This window comes from Streptomyces sp. NPDC038213, assembly GCF_055600495.1.
This window is the reverse complement of record NZ_JBVJYM010000003.1, coordinates 100,482-114,451: the sequence shown is the minus strand read 5'-3', so window position 1 is coordinate 114,451 and position 13,970 is coordinate 100,482. Positions and strand designations below refer to the sequence as shown.

At 74.8% G+C, this 13,970-nt stretch carries 12 protein-coding genes; 6 read left to right on the top strand and 6 right to left on the bottom strand.

Features of this window, described 5'->3' with window-relative positions:
• Positions 1 to 11: 11 nt before the first annotated feature.
• Entirely contained in the window at positions 12 to 530 is a 519-nt protein-coding gene (locus ACZ7JZ_RS05840) for an EF-hand domain-containing protein (RefSeq protein WP_470933610.1), read from the bottom strand.
• A 253-nt stretch (positions 531 to 783) separates the two neighbouring features.
• Here ACZ7JZ_RS05840 and ACZ7JZ_RS05835 point away from each other — a divergent pair, with 253 nt between their 5' ends.
• Positions 784 to 1,347, top strand: coding sequence for a sigma-70 family RNA polymerase sigma factor (locus ACZ7JZ_RS05835; protein ID WP_470933609.1), 564 nt, complete (start codon positions 784 to 786; stop codon positions 1,345 to 1,347).
• Positions 1,344 to 2,735, top strand: coding sequence for a zf-HC2 domain-containing protein (locus ACZ7JZ_RS05830; protein WP_470933607.1), 1,392 nt, complete (start codon positions 1,344 to 1,346; stop codon positions 2,733 to 2,735). The genes ACZ7JZ_RS05835 and ACZ7JZ_RS05830 overlap by 4 nt, the downstream gene beginning before the upstream one ends.
• A 53-nt stretch (positions 2,736 to 2,788) precedes the next feature.
• Here ACZ7JZ_RS05830 and purU read toward each other — a convergent pair whose 3' ends face one another.
• The gene (gene purU / locus ACZ7JZ_RS05825; protein WP_470933605.1) at positions 2,789 to 3,664 is read right to left on the bottom strand and encodes a formyltetrahydrofolate deformylase; all 876 of its coding nucleotides are present in this window, start codon (positions 3,662 to 3,664) and stop codon (positions 2,789 to 2,791) included.
• Positions 3,665 to 3,748: 84 nt separating this feature from the next.
• The gene (locus tag ACZ7JZ_RS05820; RefSeq protein ID WP_470934172.1) at positions 3,749 to 4,195 is read right to left on the bottom strand and encodes an SCO4402 family protein; all 447 of its coding nucleotides are present in this window, start codon (positions 4,193 to 4,195) and stop codon (positions 3,749 to 3,751) included.
• A 178-nt stretch (positions 4,196 to 4,373) separates the two neighbouring features.
• Between ACZ7JZ_RS05820 and ACZ7JZ_RS05815 the strand changes: the two genes are divergently transcribed.
• Positions 4,374 to 5,705, top strand: coding sequence for an ABC transporter substrate-binding protein (locus ACZ7JZ_RS05815; RefSeq protein ID WP_470933603.1), 1,332 nt, complete (start codon positions 4,374 to 4,376; stop codon positions 5,703 to 5,705).
• 67 nt (positions 5,706 to 5,772) lie between these two features.
• Here the strand turns inward: ACZ7JZ_RS05815 and ACZ7JZ_RS05810 are convergent, their stop codons facing one another.
• Together ACZ7JZ_RS05810 and ACZ7JZ_RS05805 are read right to left on the bottom strand one after the other, a co-directional pair.
• Positions 5,773 to 7,599 carry a hypothetical protein gene (locus ACZ7JZ_RS05810; protein ID WP_470933602.1) on the bottom strand — a complete coding sequence of 609 codons (1,827 nt, stop codon included), beginning with the start codon at positions 7,597 to 7,599 and terminating at the stop codon, positions 5,773 to 5,775.
• A 212-nt stretch (positions 7,600 to 7,811) separates the two neighbouring features.
• Complete coding sequence (locus ACZ7JZ_RS05805; protein WP_470933600.1) at positions 7,812 to 9,194, bottom strand: transcriptional regulator; 1,383 nt, start codon at positions 9,192 to 9,194, stop codon at positions 7,812 to 7,814.
• A gap of 310 nt (positions 9,195 to 9,504) precedes the next feature.
• Here ACZ7JZ_RS05805 and ACZ7JZ_RS05800 point away from each other — a divergent pair, with 310 nt between their 5' ends.
• From ACZ7JZ_RS05800 to ACZ7JZ_RS05790, 3 genes are all read left to right on the top strand, one after another.
• Positions 9,505 to 10,170: a bifunctional DNA primase/polymerase gene (locus tag ACZ7JZ_RS05800; RefSeq protein ID WP_470933599.1), complete on the top strand. Its 666-nt coding sequence runs from the start codon at positions 9,505 to 9,507 to the stop codon at positions 10,168 to 10,170.
• Between the two features lie 102 nt (positions 10,171 to 10,272).
• Positions 10,273 to 11,145 (top strand): ABC transporter ATP-binding protein, encoded by an 873-nt coding sequence (locus tag ACZ7JZ_RS05795; protein WP_470933597.1) that lies wholly within the window; start codon positions 10,273 to 10,275, stop codon positions 11,143 to 11,145.
• Positions 11,142 to 12,743, top strand: coding sequence for a transporter (locus tag ACZ7JZ_RS05790; RefSeq protein WP_470933595.1), 1,602 nt, complete (start codon positions 11,142 to 11,144; stop codon positions 12,741 to 12,743). The genes ACZ7JZ_RS05795 and ACZ7JZ_RS05790 overlap by 4 nt, the downstream gene beginning before the upstream one ends.
• A gap of 289 nt (positions 12,744 to 13,032) precedes the next feature.
• On the opposite strand, the gene ACZ7JZ_RS05785 is transcribed toward ACZ7JZ_RS05790, so the two are convergent.
• A complete protein-coding gene (locus ACZ7JZ_RS05785) occupies positions 13,033 to 13,905 on the bottom strand; it encodes an alpha/beta fold hydrolase (RefSeq protein ID WP_470933593.1) in 873 nt (290 codons plus the stop codon).
• Positions 13,906 to 13,970: the final 65 nt, after the last annotated feature.

The following is a 13,970-nucleotide window of genomic DNA, read 5'->3' as shown; positions in this document are numbered from 1 at the left end:
GCCTTCGCGGCCTACTCGTCGGGGGCCTCGACCCCGCAGTAGCCCGCGAAGGCCGCCAGGACCTCCTCTTCCGTGATGCGCCCGTCCCCGTCGGAGTCCAGGGCGGCCGACACCGCGGCCGCCACCTCCTCCGGCGTGCCCAGGACCCGCAGCACGCGCGCGGCGGCCTGCGGGGCGATCCCGGAGCCGGCGCCGTCGGCCACCGCGAGTACGGCGTGCAGGAACGGGCGGGCGATCTCGGCGAACCGGACCGGGTTGTCGCGCAGCCGCTTCGCGGCGCCCGTGACGAACTCCTCGCGGGTGACCCGCTGGTCGCCGTCCACGTCCGCGATGCCGGCCATGCCCTGCCAGAAGGCCTCCGCGCCGATGAACACGGCCTGGCCCTTGTCGGAGCGCGCGGTGGTACCGAATTCGGCCAGCACGGCGCGGGCCGCGGCGCTGAAGTCCTCCCGGTCGATATAGCCGTTGCCGTCCTGGTCGAAGGTGGCGAATCGGGCGGCGATCTTGCGCTCGTACTGTGCGCTGTCCATATTCGGCGTTCCGCCTTCACATGTGCGGTGGGGTGCAGTTCAAGACAGGCGGCAGCGTAAGCCCTTGATGGCGTGTGCGTTAAGCGAGGAGGAAGGGGAAGTGGCCGCACCCGACCCGCGCACGGGGAGCGCACCGGGGCGCTCGCCCGCTCTAGCACGGAGTGTTCGATTCCGCAGCGGGTTCGCCCAAACAGAGCGCACAGAGGTCATTGGCGATTACATTCGTTCCGTCGACACACGGCTGGGGGCAGCGATGGCGAAGGACGCACCACCTCGCTGGGACCGCCGCATGCAGCAGCGGCTGGCCCGAGGGGAGGCCGCAGCGCTGGGCGAGCTGTACGACCGCTTCGCCTCCCTCGTGCACGGACTGGCCCACCGCGTCCTGGGCGACGAGCAGGACGCCGACCGGATCACCCGCGAGGTGTTCGGCTACATCTGGGAGAACCCGGACGCGTACGACCCCAAGCAGGGCTCCATGCGCTCCTGGGTGGCCCGGATCACCCAGGGCCAGGCGGTGGCCCGGCTGCGCCAGGCCGAGCTGGGGCGGGGCTCGCGCGAGGAGCTGGAGCAGAAGGTGCGCCGCGCCTCGGCGGCGGCCCGCGCCGACTACATCGTGACCTCGATGCCGGCCCCGCTGCGCGCCGCGCTCGAACTGGCGTACTTCCAGCGACGGGACTACCGGCAGGCCGCCGCGGACCTCGGGGTCACCCCGGACGAGGCCCGGCGCCGGCTGCGCCTGGGCCTCCAGCTGCTGTCCACGGCCCACGCGGCGGCACGCGAGGACTCCGCCCCGCCGGGCCGCGGAGGCGCGCGGTGAACGGCCCCGCGAAGAACCACCGGGGCGGCGGGGACCGGGAGCCCCTCCCGGGCCCCGTGGCCGTACCCGCCCCGCGCACCGCCGCCGACGACCTGGACGAGCTCCCGGAAGCGGTACGGACCCTCGGACCGGAGCCGGAGCCGGAACCGGTACGGGAGGCGGCCCCGGAGCCGGAGCCGGTACGGGCCGGCGCCCCCGACCCGGACCAGGACTCCGCTCCCGATCCCGCTCCCGCCCCCGGGCGCGCCCAGGCCCCCGCACCGTCCGCCCACGCCCTGCTGAAGTCCCTGCTCGGCGCCTGGGCCCTGGCGGCCTGCTCGGCGGAGGAGACCCAGGCCGTCGAGGACCACCTCACCGAGTGCGCGCCCTGTGCGGAGGAGGCGCTGCGGCTGCGGGACGCGGTCGCCTTACTGCACCCGGACGAGAGCCTCGACCTGGACCCCCTGCTGCGCTCCCGGGTGCTGGAGGGCTGTCTCGTACGCCGGCCCGCCCGGATCCCCGTACCCCCGTGGGCGGCCCCGTACGACGCGGAGACCGCGCGCCTGGACGCCCTGCTGCGGGACATCGGGGACTCCGAGTGGCACGCCCCGGTCCGGCTGCGGTGGTTCGGGCCGGACGGCGGGTCCGCGGCCGGACCCGAGCGGACGCAGAGCCGCCGCACCACCGTCGCCGGGGTGATCGGCCACCTGCTGGCCGTGGACGGCATGGTCGCCGCGGCCCTCGGCCTGGACGATCCGCTGGGCCCGGACACCCCGGCGGGCGACGGCCCCGGCGAGCGGACCGAGCGGTTCTGGACGGCCTCCCCGCACCCGGTCACCCGGCGGGTGCGCGGCCCGTGGCGGGAGCAGGGCCACACCCTGGTGCGCACGGTGTCCTTCGCGGGCCGCGGCGCCGACGGGCTGACCGTCCCGTACGGGGACTTCGCGCTGCCGCTGTCGGACGCGTTCCTCGAGCGGGCCTTCGAGTGCTGGGTGCACGCGGCGGACATCGCGGAGGCGGTGGACTACCCGTACGACCCGCCCTCGGGCGCGCACCTGCACCGGATGGTCGACCTGGCGGCCCGGCTGCTGCCGGGGGTGCTGGCGCGGCGCCGCCGGGCGGGGCTCGCGGCCCCGGCCCGCGGGCTGGTGGCGGCGGGGGCGCCGGGGCGCACCCTGCACCTGGAGGTGGAGGGTGCGGGCGGAGGCAGCTGGGACATCGCGCTGGACTCCCCCGCGGCGGCCACGTCGGCGGAGCACACGGTCGCGGAGATCGCGCTGGAGGGTACGGAGTTCTGCCAGCTCGCGGCCGGGCACATCGCTCCGGAGGACGCGGCCGCGGGGCACCACGGCGACCGCGAGGCCATCCGCGACGTGCTGTTCGCGGCGGCCTCGCTCAGCCGGCTGTAGGCCCGGAGGAACAGCCGGGCGGAACGGCCGGGCGCCCGGCCGCTGCGCGGCCGTCAGGCGAAGACGACGGTGCGGGCGCCGTCGAGCAGCACCCGGTGCTCGCTGTGCCACTTCACCGCGCGGGCCAGTGCCTGGCACTCCACGTCCCGGCCGATGGCGACGAGCTGGTCGGGGGTGACCCCGTGGCCGACGCGCTCGACCTCCTGCTCGATGATCGGGCCCTCGTCGAGGTCGGCGGTGACGTAGTGGGCGGTGGCGCCGATCAGCTTCACACCGCGGGCGTGGGCCTGGTGGTACGGCTTGGCGCCCTTGAAGCTCGGCAGGAAGGAGTGGTGGATGTTGATGATCCGGCCGCTGAGCTGCTTGCACAGGTCGTCGGAGAGCACCTGCATGTAGCGGGCCAGGACGACGAGCTCCACGTTCTCGGAGCGGACCAGCTCCAGCAGCTGGGCCTCGGCCTGCGGCTTGTTGTCCCTCGTCACCGGGATGTGGTGGAAGGGGATGTCGTACGAGGCGACGAGCTCGGCGAAGTCCGTGTGGTTGGAGACCACGGCGGCGACCTCGACGGGCAGGGCGCCGATGCTGGAGCGGAAGAGGAGGTCGTTCAGGCAGTGCCCGAACTTCGAGACCATGAGGACGATCCGCATCCGCTCGTCGGAGCGGTGGATCTGCCAGTCCATCCGGAAGGAGTCGCCGATCGCGGCGAAGCTGGCCCGGAGCTTGTCCACCGTCACCGGCGCCTCCGCCGAGAAGTGCACCCTCATGAAGAAGAGGCCCGTGTCGCGGTCTCCGAACTGCTGGCTGTCCTCGATGTTGCAGCCGGTCATGAAGAGGTAGCTCGACACGGCGTGCACGATGCCCTGCTTGTCGGGGCAGGACAGCGTGAGGACGTACTGCTCGGGCACGGGTGCGGGGTGCGGGTCGCTCATGACCCCAGAGACTTTCACACTTTGCGCACCGCCCGTCAGCCGTCTCAGCAACGGGGTCCCGGCTCCCTCCCGGGGCGGGGCCCGTCAGGCGGCGCGGGTGAGCGTCCTCAGGCGTTCCAGGGAGCTGGGCGCCGAGTCGGGGTCCTCGCCGTCGGCCGTGGAGAGCCGGACGTGCGCCTCGCGGGCGGCGCGCACGGCCTCGGGCCAGCCGTGGTGCTCCAGGTAGACGGAGACGGGGGCGTCGGGCCCGACCTGGTGCAGGATCCGCAGGACCCGCAGGACGGCCACGTCGACGAGCGCGGCCTCCTGCGCGTCGCGGAATATCGTGCCGACGTACTTCTCGGCGGACCAGTTGTCGAGCCAGGTGTCCTCGACGAGGCGGTACACCGCGTCGGTGACGTCGCCGTAGCCTTCGCGGCCGGCGAGCCAGGTCTCCTCCTGGAAGACCGGGTCGGAAAGCATGTGCAGCGCCGAGCGCACGTTGCTGCGCCAGCGCCACCACGGCAGGTCGTTGAGCGGCATGCCGCCCATGGTGGAGGAGCGGCGGCCGGGACGGGAAGGGTTCTTCGAAGCTTGGACGAATGTCACGCTGCCCGATCGTACGTTCCCCCGAAAGAGATCTTGACACCCCCGTAGTTCACCTTGATGTCACCGAACGTTGAGTGGACATCACCGGCCCGTTACGCGGACCGCGGCAGTGTGCATGCACATGACCGGTAGGCGACACACCCGTACCTCTCGCTCCACTGCGGCCCGCGCGGCCATGGCCCTGTGTACGGCGATCGGTGTGTCCCTCACCGCCGCATGCGGGGGGCTCCCCGGGAGACCGGGGGGATCCGGGGCGCCCCTCACCGTCATGACCTGGGCGCCCGAGGGCACCGCGGCCACCAACATGCCCGGGATGCCCGCCCTGGCGAAGGCCTACGAGCGCTGGGTGAACTCCCGCGGCGGCATCAACGGCAAGCAGCTGCGCGTCCTGACCTGCAACGAGCGCCACACCCCGAGCGGCGCCGCCGAGTGCGCCCGCAAGGCCGTCGCGGAGGACGCCGTCGCCGTCGTCGGCTCGTACAGCCAGCACGCCCGGGCCTTCCTGCCGCCGCTGGAGACCGCGGGCATCCCCTTCATCGGCGGGTACGGGGCCTCCCCCGAGGAGTTCCAGAGCAGCCTGTCCTACCCCGTCAACGGCGGGCAGCCCGTGCTGCTCGCAGGCGCCGGCCGGCAGCTCGCCCGGGTCTGCGACCGGGTCGCCCTGGTCCGCCCCGACACCCTCCCCGGCGACACCATGCCGCTGCTGCTGAACGCCGGGCTGAAGTCCGCGAAGGACGGCGAGCAGGTCGCCGACGTACGGGCCGCCGAGGACGCCACCGACTACAGCGCCCCGGCCCGCGCCGCCCTGGAGGGGGCGGGGGCGGGCGCGGGACTGCCCGGCCGGATCGGGGCGGCCGCGGCCCGGGAGCGGGCCGCCAAGGGCTGTGTGACCGCCGCCCTGGGCGACCGCACGGAGACCTTCTTCGACTCCTTCCGCCGGATCGAGGGCGAGGGCCAGAAGGTCCAGCTGTCCTCGGTGCTCGGCAGCGTCAGCCAGGGCCTGGTCAACCGCACGGGCGGCAAGGACAGCCCCTTCGAGGGCGCCTACGTCACCGGCTGGTACCCGGTCGCCACCGATCCGCTGTGGGAGCCGATGCGGAAGGTGATCAGCGAGCAGGCGTTCGGGGACGACCGGATCGACGCCGCGGACACCGGGGCGCAGACGACCTGGATCGCGTACACCGTGTTCTCGGAGATCGTCCGCGGCCTCGGCGGCGAGGAGGTCACCGCCCGCCGGGTGGCCCGCGCCCTGGACAAGGCCGAGGGGGTCCGCACCGGCGGCCTGACCCCGCCCCTGAACTGGCACTACGGGAACATGCGGGCCATCGGGGGCTTCCCCCGGATCGTCAACGGCCGGGTGACCTTCCAACGGGTGGAGAACGGCGTCCTGGTGCCCCAGGGCGAGGGCGCGATGGACATGACGGCGACCCTGGAGTCGGCGCCGTCCACCTGACGGGGCCGGTCCGGCGGGCCTGCGCGGCTGCGCGGGCCCGCCTGCCGGCGCGGACCGGCGGAGGCCGTCAGAGGTCGGTGCGGCTGCGCTTGGTGAGGTCGTACTTGCCGGCGATCCGGTTCCACAGCACCGCCGCGGACTGCTTGGCGCGGGTCGCGTCCCCGCTGGCCTTGTTGCCCGCGGCGGTGTGGGCGGTGGTGCGGACCTTGCCGCCCTTGCAGGCCTTCTTCTTGTTGTCCTCGACCTGGTCCGCCCACTCCGCGTAGTGGATGTCGGCCGAAGCCGAGGACTTCCAGGCCCGCTTCAGGTAGGCGGCCAGCCGCTCGTGGTCCTGGAGCTTGTCGATCTGGAGGTCCTCCAGGCGCGTGACCAGCTCCTCGCGCTGCCGGGCGGCGTCGCGCAGGTCCTCGTTCGCCTGCTCCAGGTTCTGGCAGGCCTTGATGTCCTCGACCGAGCGGATCACCGCGGCCCGGCTGTCGTTGCTGTCCGCGAGCAGCTTGTCCAGCTGGACGGCCTGGGCCTTCGCCGGGTCCACCGGCTGCTCGGCCGCGGGGGCGCTGCTGCCCGCCTTCGGGGTGGCGGCCTCCGAGACCCGCGAGGACTCGGTCGGGCTGTTGGAGCCCTTCTCCCCTCCGATCAGCGCGCCGACCCCGAGTCCGACCACGGACAGGCCGACGACCCCGGCCAGGACCAGGGCGGCCGAGGTGCGGCGGGGGGCGGGGGCGTCCTCGTAGGACTGCGGGGGCGGGGGCGTCACGGGGTGCTGGTGCTGGCCGTGCGGCGGGGGCGGGTGGGGCAGGCGCTGCTGCGGGTGCGGGGGCTGCGGGTAGCCGTAGCCGGGCTGCGGGCGGGGGCCCGGGACGGCCGCCTGCCGCGGCGGCTCCTCGATGCGGGGCAGCTGGGCGGTGGAGCCGGCCGCGTCGTCGTTGCGGAACAGCCCGTCGAAGTCGCTGGGCGGGCCCGGTCTCCCGTGCCGCGCCGCGCCGGGGGCGTCGGGTGCGCCGCCGGGGCCCGGGCCCGCGGGCACCGGGGGGATGTACTGGGTCGCGGCCTCCCCGGCGGCCGATGCCTCGCGGTAGGGCGGGATCAGCGCGGTGGCCTCGGCGTCGGCTCCGCCCCCCGGGCCCGGGAAGGGCGGGATGAGGGCCGTCGCCTCCGCGTCGGGACCGGTCTGCGGGCCGGGGAAGGGCGGGATCAGCGCCGTGGCCTCGGCATCGGGACGGGTCTGCGGGCCCGGGAAGGGCGGGATGAAGGCCGTGGCCTCCGCGTCGGCGGCCGCGGGCACCCCCGCGGGCGGGAACTGCGCCGCGTACGGGTCCTCGTAGCCCTGCGCCTGCCCCTGCGCCTGACCCCGGCCGTACGACTGCTGTCCGCCCTGCGCGTGCTGCTGCGGGAAGGGGTCGGGCTGGCCGTACGGCTCGGGCTGGGCGTACGGCTCGGGCTGGTGCTGCCGGAGGTCCTGCCCGTACGGGTCCTGCTGCTGCCCGTAGGCGCCCTGGTACCCGCCCTGCGGGTCCGGGTACGCGGCCTGCTGCTCCGGGTACCCGGCCTGCCCGTACGGGTCGAAGGGCGCGGCCTGCGGCTCGTACGCCGCGGCCTGCTGGCCGTACTCCGGCTGCGGGTAGCCGTACCCGGGCTGCGCGGGCACGCCGGGCTCCGGCTGCGGGTAGCCGTACCCCGGCTGCGCGGGCACGCCGGGTATCGGCGGGGTCTGCGGGGGCTGTCCCGGCCCCCACTGGCCGTCCCACGGCAGGCCGCCCGGCGGGGCCGCGGCCTGCGCCCCGGGGGCGGCCGGGTCCCAGGGGCCGGAACCGTCGGGGGGCAGCACGATGCCCTCGCGCGGAGGCTCCGCCGCCGGGTACGGCGGTTCGCCCCCCTGACCGCTCTGCGTCACCGTGACTCCCTTTCCCAACCTACGGAATCGTCGGTTTACGCTACCGGGTCGACCTGACGGACTGCCACGCACCCATGATCGAATTCAAGGAGGCTCGCCGGGGGACCCCCGGTGGCGCGCAGGCGAACCGCGCATGGACCGGGGCGGACGGCGGACCGCCCGCCCCCGGCCCCGGGCCCCCGCACCCGCCGGCCCCCGGCCCCCCGGCCGCCTCAGACCGTCTGCAGCTCCGTCCTCGCCGCGAACTCGCGGACCGCCGCCTCGTCCCGGAAGGGCTCCAGCCGCTGCCGCAGGTCCTCCAGGTACTCCGCCCCGCGGCTGGTGCGCAGGGTGCCGAGCAGCTCCACCGCCCGCGTCCCGGTGTGGCAGGCCTGCTCCACCTCGCGCTGCTGCACCTGCGAGGCCGCGAGCAGCAGCAGACCGATGGCCCGTCTGCGGGCCTTGGTCCCGGGCAGGGCCCGCAGGGCCTCCTCCGCCCGCCGCCCGGCGGCCTCCGCCTGGCCGAGGTCGCGGTGGCAGTGGGCGAGCTCGTCGGCGAGGTAGGCCTCGTTGAAGTGGCGGATCCAGACGGGGTCGTCGCCGGACTCCGGCTCCGCCCGCTCCAGGGCGGACAGGGCCCGGCCGGCCAGGACCTGGGTGGCGCGGGAGTCCCCGAGCAGCGCGTGCCCGCGGGCCTCGGCGGCGAAGAACATGGCCTGGACCCGCGGGGTGACCTGGCCGCGGGCGCCCTCCTGGGCGGCGCGGGCGAGCTGGGCGATCTCGCGCGGATTCCCCAGCTCGGCGGCGAGGTGGCTCATCGAGGCGGCGAGCACGTACCCGCCGTACGCGCGGTCGCCGGCCGCCTGGGCCAGCCGCAGGGCCTGGATGTAGTAGCGCTGGGCGAGGCCGGGCTGCCCGGTGTCCACGGCCATGTACCCGGCGAGTTCGGTGAGCCGGGCGACGGCGGCGAACAGGGAGCGGCCGACGGGTTCGCGGTAGGAGCCGCCGAGGAGCCCGGAGACCACGCTGTTGAGGTAGTGGACGACGACGGGCCGGACGTGTCCGCTGCCGAAGCGGTGGTCGAGTTCGACGAGGGCGTCGGTGGTGGCCCGTACGGCCTCGACGTCGGAGGCGCCGACGCGGGCCCCGGCGCTGCGGGCGACCTGGGCGTCGGCCTGGGTGATCAGCCAGTCGCGGCTGGGCTCGACCAGGGCGGAGGCGGCGACGCTGGACCCGGAGAGGAAGTCGCGGCGGCCCACGTCGCTGCGCCACAGCTCGCAGACCTGCTCGATGGCGCCGACGACGGTCGGGGAGAACTGGAGGCCGACCCCCGAGGCGAGGTTCTTGCCGTTGGCCATGCCGATCTCGTCGATGGTGACCGTACGGCCGAGTTTGCGGCCCAGGGCCTCGGCGATGATCCCCGGGGCCCGGCCGCGCGGCTGCTGGCCGCGGAGCCAGCGGGCCACGGAGGTCTTGTCGTACCGGAGATCCAGGCCGTGTTCGGCGCCGCACATGTTGACGCGGCGGGCCAGTCCGGCGTTGGAGCACCCGGCTTCCTGGATGAGCGCCTGCAGCCGTTCGTTCGGCTGGCGGGCGACGAGAGGCCTGGCTGCCATGGAAAACCCCCTGAGGCCACGGGTGATCGTTCGACTGATCACTGCCCGGCTGAAAGGCGGAGAATGCGGAAGTTGCCCGGAACGTGGCGCTCTTGCTGATACCTGCCGCTTGCCGGGGGTTGTCGGGATTCAGCCGTGCGTTCACGTGAGTCGTTACCCACCACCCGCTCCCCGGCCCCATGCGCGCCCCCGCCCGTGCACCTGTGCGCCCCGCGTGCAGGATCGATGCTGCGCCGGTCGGCCGTGCCGCCCCCGAGGGCGCCCGTAACCCCAGGTGGCGGGGGGAGTTGTGAAGGGCGTGGAAGAGACCATGGGAGTCACGGAAGCCGCACCCATCCCCAAGCAGCGCGGCGAGCAGCTGCTGGACCATGCCGTGCGGTACGCGGAAGAGCGGCACTGGGACGTGTTCCCCGGTACCTGGCTGGAAACCGAGGAGGGGCGGGAGCTGTGCTCCTGCGGGGTCGCGGACTGCCCGCTCCCCGGCGCGCACCCGGTGCGCGACGACTGGGCGGCGCAGGCCACGGGCAGCGCGGTGCAGGTCCGGCGCACCTGGCAGCGGCAGCCGGGCGCCTCGATCCTGCTGCCCACGGGCCGCACCTTCGACGCGATCGACGTACCGGAGACGGCCGGCTTCCTGGCCCTGGCACGGATGGAGCGGATGGAGCTCACGCTGGGGCCGGTGACGCTCACCCCGGACCGGCGGATGCTGTTCTTCGTGCTCCCCGGGGCCGGGGCGAAGGTGCCGGACCTGGTGCGCAAGCTCGGCTGGGCCCCTTCCTCGATCGACCTGAAGGCACGGGGCGAGGGCGACTGGGTGGCGGCTCCCCCGACCCGGTACGGCGGCCGGGGCGCGGTGCAGTGGGCGCGGCGGCCCACCCCGGCGAACCGCTGGCTCCCGGACGCCGAGGAACTGATCAACCCGCTCGCGTACGCCTCCGGCCGGGAGGCCGCCGCGGCCCGCGCCCGCCGCGGCTGAACTGCCTCCCGCTCACCCCGTTTCTCGTTCGTACCGGTCCGCCGGCGGTTCGTAGGGTGTTCCCGACCAGCGGGGAACGGGGAACGAGGAGAGGTGCGACGCATGCCCGACCAGGCAGATGCGCTTGCAGGACCGGACGGCACGGGCGCTACGGGCGACACGGGTGGGGCGGCCGGTACGGGCGGCGGGGGGCCGCGGCCGGGACCGCCCGCCGTGCGGATAGCGGGGCTGTGGAAGCGGTTCGGCGAACAGATCGCCGTCGGGGGGATCGACCTGGAGCTGCCCTCGGGCCGGTTCGTCGGCCTGGTGGGCCCGAACGGCGCCGGGAAGACCACCACCCTGTCGATGGTGACGGGGCTGCTGCGCCCGGACCAGGGGCGGATCGAGGTCGCGGGCCACGACGTGTGGCAGGACCCGGTGCAGGTGAAGGCCCGGATCGGGGTGCTGCCGGAGGGGCTGCGACTGTTCGAGCGGCTGTCGGGCCGCGAACTGCTCGGCTACACGGGCCGGTTGCGCGGGCTGCCGGGGGACGAGGTCGACAAGCGGGCCACGCAGCTGCTCGACGTACTGGACCTCGCGGGCGCGCAGCACAAGCTGGTCGTGGACTACTCGACGGGCATGCGGAAGAAGATCGGGCTGGCCGCGGCGCTGCTGCACAATCCCGAAGTGCTCTTCCTGGACGAGCCGTTCGAGGGGGTGGACCCGGTGTCCGCGCAGACGATCCGCAGGGTGCTGGAACGTTACACCTCCTCCGGCGCCACCGTGGTCTTCTCCTCCCACGTCATGGAGCTCGTGGAATCGCTGTGCGACTGGGTCGCGGTGATGGCCGCGGGCCGGATCCGGGCCGCCGGCCCGCTGGCCGAGGTCCGCGGTGGGGCCGCCTCCCTCCAGGAGGCCTTCCTCGAACTCGTCGGCGCCCAGGGCCGCGACACCGGCGAGGGCCTGGACTGGCTGGGCGGCGGGGCGGCCCGGTGAACTCCGCCGAACTGGTCCCGGTATTCGTCCGGCTGAAGCTGTCCCTGCTGCGCAACGGGCTGCGCCAGTCCGCCAAGCGCCGGGCCGCGTACGTGCTCTCGCTGCTGTTCACGCTGTTCTTCGCGCTGTCGCTGCTGCTCTCGCTGGTGCTGATGCGCGGCAGCGACGGGGCCGCGACGGTGGCGGTGCTGCTGGCCGGCGTACTGGCCCTGGGCTGGGCGGTGATGCCGCTGTTCTTCCCGGGCGGGGACGAGACCCTCGACCCCTCGCGGCTGGTGATGCTGCCGCTGCGGCCGCGGCCGCTGGTGGCGGCGCTGCTCGCCGCCTCCCTGATCGGCATCGGGCCGTTCTTCACCCTGTGCCTGGGCCTCGGGGCGGCGGTGGCCGTGGCCGAGGGCCCGGCGGGGGCGGCGGCCGCGGTGGCGGCCGTACCGCTGCTGCTGCTCGGCTGCACGGCCCTGGCGCGGGCCGTGGCCACCGCGAACGTCCGGCTGCTGTCCAGCCGCAAGGGCCGCGACCTCGCGATCCTGAGCGGCCTGCTGATCGCCGTCGGCGCGCAGGTGGTGAACTTCGGCGGGCAGCGGCTCTTCCAGGCGGGCGGGCTGACGGCGCTGGAGCCGGTGGCGGAGGTCGTACGGTGGCTGCCGCCCGCGACCGCGCTCGGCATGGTCGCCTCCGCCGGCGAGGGCGCGTACGGCACGGCCGCGGCGCAGCTGCTGCTCACCCTGGCGGGGCTCGCGGGCCTGCTGTGGGCCTGGCAGCGCTCCCTGTACGGGCTGATGGTGGAGCCGGACGGCTCCACGGTCGCGGCGGCCGAGTCCGCACGCAAGGCGGGCGGCGCCGGGGGCTCCCGGGCGGCCCGGCTGCTGCCCGGGGGCCGGACGGGCGCGGTGATGCTGCGGACGCTGCGCTACGCCTGGCGGGACCCGAAGACGAAGGCGGCGTGGGTGACGGCGCTGGCGGTCGGGGCGATCGTGCCGGTGTTCAACGCGCTCCAGGGGACCGGGTCGGTGTACCTGGCCTGCCTGGGCGCGGGGATGCTCGGCGTGCAGATGTACAACCAGTTCGGGCAGGACACCTCGGCGTTCTGGATGGTCGCGCAGACGATCGCCGGACCGCGCGACGCGTACGCGGAGCTGCGGGCGCGCGCCTTTGCGCTGGGGCTGATCACCGTGCCGTACGCGGTGCTCGTGACCGTCGTGACGGCGGGGCTGCTGGGCGACTGGGGGGCGCTGCCCGAGGCGCTGGGGCTGTCGCTGGCGCTGCTGGGCGGGATGCTCTTCACCGGGGCGGTGGGGTCCGCGCTGTTCCCGTACTCGATCCCGCAGGACGGGGCCTTCAAGAGCGTGGCGCCCGGGCAGGCGGGGCTGGCGTGGCTGAGCGTCGGGGGCGGGATGGTGGTGTCGGGGGTGCTGTGCGGGCCGCTGATCGCGCTGACGGTGTACCTGCATGTGGCGGGGCACCATGCGCTGCTGTGGCTCCTGCTGCCGCTGGGGGCGGCGTGGGGCGTCCTCACCGCATGGGCGGGCCTGCGCGCGGCGGCCCCCCGCGTGGCCCACCGCCTCCCGGAAATCCTGACGGCGGTCAGCAGGGGCTGACCCCGCCCGAACCGGGTCTCCGCCCCGGACCCGGGTCCGCTGCGCGGGGCCTGTTCCCCCACCCCGCCCCTTCCCGAAACCGGGGGCAAGCCCCCGGACCCCCGGACCGTGCGCTGCGCGCCCGGTGCGCTCAAACGCCGCGCGGGCTGGATTTTGCTGCGGTTCGCTGGAATGTGCCGCCAGCGGCAAAATCCAGCCTCGCCGGCGCTTGAGGCGCGGGGTCTGGGGCGGAGCCCCAGTTCGGGAAGGAGCGGGTCGGGGAACAGGACCCGTCTACCGGGACCCGGGGTCACGGCGCGTGGACGCCCTCCAGGAAGGGTTCCAGGGCGGCGCGCCAGGCCGCCGGCTGGTCGTAGTGGAGATAGTGACCCGCGTCAGCGACCTCGGCGTACTCGCCCCGCGCCAGCACCCGCACCATCTCCTGCGCCTCCGCCCGCCCCAACTCCCCGTCCAGCCCCCGCACGACCAGCGCCGGGCACCGGACCTGCGCGAGCGATTCCCAGTGCGCGTCGTACACCCACGTCTCGCGGGCCTTGAGCATCTGCCGCCGGGAGAACACCGGCCGCCAGCCGTCCGGCCCCTCGGCCATCACCTCGGCGAAGAACTCCCCGCGGGCGGCGTCCGGCCGCTCGACCCAGGGGTCGTCCTGGCCGAACCAGCGCCGCACCTCCGCCGGACCGGCGAACGGGAGCGGCCAGGTCCGGAACCAGTCCTCCCAGCGCCGCTGGGAGGCCGCGCCGAGCGCGGAGGCCCGCATGTCGCAGATGACGAGGGCCTCGACCAGGTCGGGGCGGCGCGCGGCGAGCTGCCAGGCCGTGAGCGCGCCCATGGAGTGGCCGATCAGGGTGACGGGGCCGAGGCCGAGCTGCTCGACGGCGGCCTCGGCGTCGGAGACGAAGGCCTCACGGGTGAGGGCCGCGTGGGGCGGGCAGACGCTGTCCCCGTGCCCCCGCTGGTCGAGGGCGACCGTGCGCCGGTGCTCGGAGAGCCAGCGGGCGGTGCCGGCCCAGTGCGCGGCGCGGCCCATCAGCCCGTGGAGTAAGAGGACGGCCGGGGCGGACTCCCGCTCGGCCTTCCGGGCTTCGCCCCCGGGCCGGTCGGAGAAGTCCCACGCGGCGAGCCGCACACCGTCGGAACCCGTCACATCGAAGCGCCGTACCAAGGTCGATGCACCCCCTTCGCTCCGGCCCAGAGTATCGAACCTGCATTCGAAAACTGGCTTCTCGC

Excerpts from the sequence above, each read along its gene's own strand:
- ACZ7JZ_RS05800 (WP_470933599.1), top strand. The coding sequence starts at position 9,505 with ATGGGAGTCACGGAAGCCGCACCCATCCCCAAGCAGCGCGGCGAGCAG.
- ACZ7JZ_RS05835 (WP_470933609.1), top strand. The coding sequence starts at position 784 with ATGGCGAAGGACGCACCACCTCGCTGGGACCGCCGCATGCAGCAGCGG.
- ACZ7JZ_RS05815 (WP_470933603.1), top strand. The coding sequence starts at position 4,374 with ATGACCGGTAGGCGACACACCCGTACCTCTCGCTCCACTGCGGCCCGC.
- purU (WP_470933605.1), bottom strand. The coding sequence starts at position 3,664 with ATGAGCGACCCGCACCCCGCACCCGTGCCCGAGCAGTACGTCCTCACG.
- ACZ7JZ_RS05795 (WP_470933597.1), top strand. The coding sequence starts at position 10,273 with ATGCCCGACCAGGCAGATGCGCTTGCAGGACCGGACGGCACGGGCGCT.
- ACZ7JZ_RS05805 (WP_470933600.1), bottom strand. The coding sequence starts at position 9,194 with ATGGCAGCCAGGCCTCTCGTCGCCCGCCAGCCGAACGAACGGCTGCAG.
- ACZ7JZ_RS05840 (WP_470933610.1), bottom strand. The coding sequence starts at position 530 with ATGGACAGCGCACAGTACGAGCGCAAGATCGCCGCCCGATTCGCCACC.
- ACZ7JZ_RS05820 (WP_470934172.1), bottom strand. The coding sequence starts at position 4,195 with ATGGGCGGCATGCCGCTCAACGACCTGCCGTGGTGGCGCTGGCGCAGC.